The organism is Streptomyces cavernicola (assembly GCF_029968035.1).
Lineage (GTDB): Bacteria > Actinomycetota > Actinomycetes > Streptomycetales > Streptomycetaceae > Streptomyces > Streptomyces cavernicola.
In genome coordinates this window covers 1-6,116 of sequence record NZ_JASCIQ010000086.1, presented here as the reverse complement: position 1 = coordinate 6,116, position 6,116 = coordinate 1, and the positions used below count along the sequence as shown (strand labels likewise).

Below are 6,116 nucleotides of genomic sequence, written 5' to 3'. Positions count from 1 at the left end.
GCGCGCTCGCCCTGGCCGACTCCGTCGACCGAGCCAAGGGCATCGTGGCTCGCCACCCGACGCAAGACCTTCAAAGCTGGACGCCTGGAAGCCGAGCGGGTCGCGGAGCTGGATGGGTTGGGGACGGTGTGGTCGCACCAGGACGTCGCGTTCGAGGAAGGGCTCGCTGCGGCTCGTGAATGGGCCCTGGAGCACGGGCATTTCCTGCCGCCGGTGGGCGCGGTGTGGAACGGCTACCCCGTCGGGAACTGGGCCAAGGCGCAGCGGGCTGCTGCGAAGGTCGCCGACGAGGTCGAGGAGCAGCGCGCGAGCGGGCAGTCGGTCGGATCGGTGGCCGGGGCGTTGCCCGAGTCTCGGCGTGAGGCGTTGGAAGAGATCGATCCCGGCTGGTGCCCAGCCTGGGATGTGGGCTGGCAGCGCTGTTTTCGCCTCGTTCAGGCGCGTGTGGCCGGCGGCGGGAGCCTGCCGTCGGCCGTGGGTGAGGTGGTGGTGCAGGGCGAGGACCTCGGCCGGTGGGTTCAGGCGCAGCGGTACGGTTTCGAGGCGCTGCAGCCCGCCCAGCAGTGGCTGCTCGTCCACGTGGTGGGTGTTGAGGCGGCCCGGGGCGAGGAGTGGCCCGTGAAGCGGACACAGGACGACAAGTGGCTGCTCAACCTTGCTGCCGCACGGCGGTTTTACGCGCGGGGGGGGCACTTGAACGTCCCCCGTAAGCACGTCGAGGAACTGTCTGTCGAGGACGCCGGCCCGGCCGCTACGGGACGTGAGACCAGCCCCGAAGGCACGGTGCTTGTGGCTTTGGGGATGTGGGTGGCCAACACACGGCGCCGAGCGGCGAAACTCACCGCAGAGCGCCGCGGCGACCTCGACCAGCTCGGCATGCGCTGGTGAGAGGAAGCATGTTGGAACGGCACGAGGAACTTGTCGTTGAGGTCAGAGTGGTCAGTCGCGTCGGCTGCATCGTGCGCGTCGCGGGAACGGGTGTCGAAGGGTTCATCGACCAGTCACAACACCCCTCATGACGCGGTGATGCCGCACCCCCGAAGGTCGGCGACGAACTACACGCCGTCGTGACCGACCCACACCACAACCCACCACGCCTCAGCGCCCTGGACAGAGACGTCACCACCGCCACCCACCTACACCAAACCCAGCCCCAACCAACCACAAGACGATCCCGACGAGTTGGAGAAGCGCAGGTAGTCGCGGATGTGGGTCAACGTGCGGAGCTGAGCTTGCCGAAGGCCCAGCAGAAGACTTCTTCGTCGACGCAGGGTCGGCCGGTGCGTTTCAGGGCGGTGCGGGCGAAGGCAGTGCGGGTGAGGACGGTCGGACGCGTCCAGTCGCAGAAGTTGCCGTGTGCGGCACGACTGCCGACACAGGGGCTTGAACGTCCCTCGCAGGCATGTCGAGTCGATCTTGATCAGGTGGGCGTGCGCTGGTGGGAGGGCGGGAGGCGGCGTGGGTTGGGGCGGGTTGGGGTGGGTTGGGTTCTGGTCGTGGTGGGGTGGGGGTGATGGATAGAATTTGTTCATGGATGGGCGTTTTGCCGGTTTGGGGTTGTGGGGGTGGGGCTCGGGTGGCATGAGGGCCGGGGGTGTGCGGGCGGGGGGTGGGTGATGGGTGCGGCCAGTGGTGGCGGGGGGCCGTCCGCGGGTGGGGCGGGGCGGTTGGTGGGAGCGCAGATCGCGGGCTATCGGGTGGAGAGTGAGCTGGGTCGGGGTGGGATGGCGGTGGTGTACCGGGCGAGGGATCTGCGTCTTCAGCGGACGGTGGCGCTGAAGTTGCTGACCGAGGACATGGTCGGCAATGACACTTTCCGTCGTCGGTTCGCGCATGAGCAGCGGGTGGCGGCCGCGCTGGATCATCCTCATATCGTGCCGGTCTTCGAGGCCGGCGAGGCGGATGGTGTCCTGTATATCGCCATGCGGTATGTGCCGGGGCCGGATCTGCGGGCGTTGCTCGATCGGGATGGGCCGTTGCCGGTTTCCACTGCGTTGCGTATTGCTGCCCAGGTGGCGTCGGCTCTGGATGCGGCGCATGAGCATGATCTGGTGCATCGGGATGTCAAGCCCGGCAATGTGCTGGTGGCGCGGGGGACGGACAGTGATCATCCCGAGCATGTCTATCTCACGGATTTCGGGCTGACGAAGAAGTCTCTGTCGTTGACCGGGTTCACGTCGGTGGGTGAGTTCGTGGGGACGCTCGACTATGTGGCGCCGGAGCAGATCGCGGGGCGGCCGGTGGACGGCAGGTGTGATCTGTACAGCCTTGCCTGTGTCGTGTACGAGACTCTCGCGGGGCAGCCGCCGTTCAGGCGTGATGATCCTCTGGAGCTTCTGTGGGCCCATCAGTACGACACTCCGCCCGCTCTGAGTGAGAGGCGTCCGGGTACGGCGGCGGCGATGGATGAGGTGTTGGCACGGGCTTTGGCCAAGGCGTGTGAGGACCGGTACAGCTCCTGCCTTCAGTTCGTGGCGGCCCTGCGTGCTGCGGCTCAGGGCGGGACGGGGCGGGGAGAGGCGGGGCGGGGAGAGGCGGCGCTGGGTGGCGTCGAGCGGGGCGGGCTGGGGGTGCGTGCGCCGGTTCTGCCGGACCATACGGGTGCCGGGTCGCCTCCTGATCCGCCCGCCTGGGCCCAGCCGGTCTTCGCCGGCCCCGCCGGCCCCGCCGGCCAGTGAGGAGGAGGGGAGGGCGATGATGCGGGCGGCCGGGGCTTCATCGCGGCCGGCCTTCTCTCCCTCTCCTCCTCCGCCTCCGTGTGCACCTTCGCCTTCGCCTTCTGCGGCACAGGGGCGGGTGTCTGGCGTGGGGGTTCCTGGCCTCGTACGTCTGCATCAGTGCGGGCGGGCGGGCTCGGTGATGATGCGCGGCTGAGTGGTATTTCGCGGCGCGTTGTCTGCACGCGCCGCCTGCCGTGAGCGTTGCGGGGGTCCCTGGACGGGGGCGCCGGGTCGGCTTCGTCTTCCGGCCGGGGGTGTCCGTGTGGGCTGCAGGGGTGCGGGTGGGTTCTGCAACTCCTTGTCTTGAACGCCCAGTTGGGTGCCCAGGTGCGGGGATCCGTGTACCGGGCTTTCTGTGCGGTGGTGGGGGTGCTGCCCAACTGTCGTTGCTTGGTGGTGAGTTGGTGGTGGGCCGGCCCTCTCCTGGAGGGTGGGCGCGGGTGGGGTGACGGGGGCCGGTGCAGGTCGGGGGCTGGGGCTGTGTTGGCATCCGTGCGGCGCGGGCCGGGTGTTGACCGGTGGTGATGTGTGCGCCTGGGCGGGGGGCTGCTCGGTGTGTGTCTTTCTGCCCGTTCGCTTGCCGCACAGGGTGGTTCGCCGTCGGCGGGGTCGGGCGGGGGTGCCTGGTCGGCGGGGCCGGGCGGGGGTGCCTGGTCGGCGGTGCCGGGTGGGTGCTTGTTCTGTCGCCGCCCTCGCCGGCCCGGCCTGCTTCGGTCTAGGGCCCGGGATAGGCCGGGGCCCCTGGTGATGCAGTCAGGCACGGGGCGGGTTCTTGTCTGCCGGCGCCGGGTTCGCCGGGCTTGCCTTCAGGGTGGGGTCGCCGGTGTCGTACGTCCTTCGCATGTGCCATGTCGAGGGGTGCACCTGTGGCGTGCGGCCGGTGGCGGGGGCGTGGGCCGGGGTGGCTCTGTGCAGGGCGCGGGCGGTCCGGGGTGTGCGTTTCGTGGCTTTAGCCGGGTTCTTTGCATTCGTCAAGTCACGAACCCTCGGAGCATGACCAAAACGGACTAAACGGGCCTACTGGTTGAGCGGCCCCACCGGAAACACCGCAGACGGCGACGGGGGCGCAGACCGCAGACAAACACCTCAGGAGGAACCATGAACCCCTCTCCCCGCACCCCCGGCAACGCCCGCTCCAAGCGCCCGCTGGCTCTGGCCACGGCAGCGGCGTCGGCTGTCGTCGTCGCCGGAGGCGTCATCCTGCCGGCCACCGCCGCGACGGCGGCCCCGATGTCCTCCACATCGGCCACAGCCATGACCCCCCAGCACAAGAAGCACAAGCTGGACTACTGCTGGAGCAAGCACCACAACAAGGACCACAAGCCCAGCACCGGCGGCAACGGCGGCAACGGCACCGGCGGCAACGGCACCGGCGGCAACGGCGGGAACGGCGGTAATGGCGGCAACGGTGGTAACGGCACGGGCGGCAACGGAACCGGCGGCAACGGCGGCAACAGCAGCCCCGACACCAGCGACCACGAGAGCGACCACCACGACACCGGCGACACCGGCGGCAACGGCGGGAACGGGACCGGCGGCAACGGAACCGGCGGCAACGGCGGGAACGGCGGTAATGGCGGCAACGGTGGTAACGGCACGGGCGGCAACGGAACCGGCGGCAACGGCGGCAACAGCAGCCCCGACACCAGCGACCACGACGAGAAGAACACCTGCTGGGCCGGCGGCAAGAAGTTCCACTGGGACCACCACTACAAGATCTACTACATCGTCGTAAAGCACCAGAAGCTGTACTTCTGGGATAGCCATAACGACTTCCACTTCTTCGCCAAGCCGCACAACAAGCACTACTGGAAGAGCGTGGACCACCACGACCACTGGTGGGAGAGCAAGAAGCACTGGTGCGACGAGGACAAGGTCAAGGACAAGATCAAGGAGAAGGAGAAGGAGAAGGAAGAGCACAAGGACGGCGGCGACGGCGGCAACGGCACCGGTGGTAACGGCGGCACCGGCGGCAACGGCGGCAACGGAACCGGCGGCAACGGCACCGGCGGCAACGGCGGCACCAACGGCAACGGTGGCAACGGCACCGGCGGCAACGGCACCGGTGGTAACGGCGGCACCAACGGCGATGGTGGCGACGGCACCGGCGGCAACGGCACCGGTGGTAACGGCGGCACCGGCGGCAACGGCGGGAACGGCGGCACCGGCGGGAACGGCGGGAACGGCACCGGCGGCAACGGCACCGGCGGCAACGGCACCGGCGGCAACGGCGGGAACGGCGGGAACGGCACCGGCGGCAACGGCACCGGCGGCAACGGCGGGAACGGCGGGAACGGCACCGGCGGCAACGGCACCGGCGGCAACGGCACCGGCGGCAACGGCACCGGCGGCAACGGCGGTGATGCCGTGTAAGGCACAAGGAAGCGAGGGCGGCAGGCGGTGGGCCGCGTGCCACCCTCGCCGAAAGGGCCACACACAGTGCGGGCCCGGGGACGGCGGGGCAAAGGCCATAACGGCCTTTGCCCCGCCCTCTGCATGCCCCCTCCCCTGCATGCCCCCTCCCTTGCGTGCCCCGCCCTCTGCATGCCCCCTCCCCTGCATGCCCCCTCCCTTGCGTGCCCCGCCCTCTGCGTGACCTCGCTCCAGGTCAGGACCAGCGCAGCCTGCACACCCGCCTCACCCCGTCACCCCGTGCGACACCCCGCCCCGATGGCCGGGGAATCCGCCCCCTCCCCCGGCCACGCCCGGCGCGCTGTCCCGGAGCACGACCGGTAGCCGCGATACCGGCCCACGACACCAGCCCGGCTCGGCAGTACGTCGCGCCGATGAGGGCACCGAGGAAAGCGCCTGAGGAGCCCGCCCTGCCACGGCGGGCCCCCGGGGTGCGCGCCTCTCGCGCAAGGCACTGACACGTACGCAGGATTCAGGCGCAGGCATTCATACGCGGGGACTCATGCTCGGGGATTCATACGCGGGGACTCATGCGCGGGGACTCATGCGCGGGGACTCAGCAAGGGCAAACAGGAGGGGCGAGCAGGAGGGGCGAGCAGGAGGGGGCAGGCCAGCGCCAGGCGAGAGGAAGCAGGCCCCCCCGGGGGGGCGGGAGGGAGGGAGGGCGCGTGGCGGGCGGGGCGACGGGAGGGAGCAGGCCGGAGGGAAGGCAGACCTGGGGCAGCGGGAGAGGACAAGCGAGGGTTCAGACGGAAGGGGCGGGCCGCAGGCGGTCGGAAGGAAGCAGACGGAGGGCGGGCCGCAGGCGGTCGGAAGGAAGCAGACGGAGGGCGGGCCGCAGGCGGTCGGAAGGAAGCAGACGGGGAGGGCAGGCCGAAGGGAGCAGGTCCCGGGGGGGAGCAGGCCGGAGGGGGGAGCAGGCCGAGGGGAGCAGGCCGAGGGGAGCAGGCCGAGGGGAGCAGGCCGAGGGGAGCAGGCCGGGGG

At 70.3% G+C, this 6,116-nt stretch carries 3 protein-coding genes; all 3 read left to right on the top strand.

Annotated elements, in window-relative coordinates:
- A partial coding sequence (locus QIS96_RS37525) for a helicase associated domain-containing protein (RefSeq protein ID WP_282547374.1) occupies nt 1-888 on the top strand: 888 nt, incomplete at its 5' end.
- A gap of 728 nt (nt 889-1,616) precedes the next feature.
- Nucleotides 1,617-2,678, top strand: coding sequence for a serine/threonine-protein kinase (locus QIS96_RS37520; protein ID WP_282547373.1), 1,062 nt, complete (start codon nt 1,617-1,619; stop codon nt 2,676-2,678).
- 1,140 nt (nt 2,679-3,818) lie between these two features.
- A complete protein-coding gene (locus tag QIS96_RS37515; RefSeq protein ID WP_282547372.1) occupies nt 3,819-5,093 on the top strand; it encodes a hypothetical protein in 1,275 nt (424 codons plus the stop codon).
- Nucleotides 5,094-6,116: the final 1,023 nt, after the last annotated feature.

What these genes read in the sequence shown, in the direction of transcription:
- QIS96_RS37520 (WP_282547373.1), top strand. Translation starts at nt 1,617, where the DNA reads ATGGGTGCGGCCAGTGGTGGCGGGGGGCCGTCCGCGGGTGGGGCGGGG.
- QIS96_RS37515 (WP_282547372.1), top strand. Translation starts at nt 3,819, where the DNA reads ATGAACCCCTCTCCCCGCACCCCCGGCAACGCCCGCTCCAAGCGCCCG.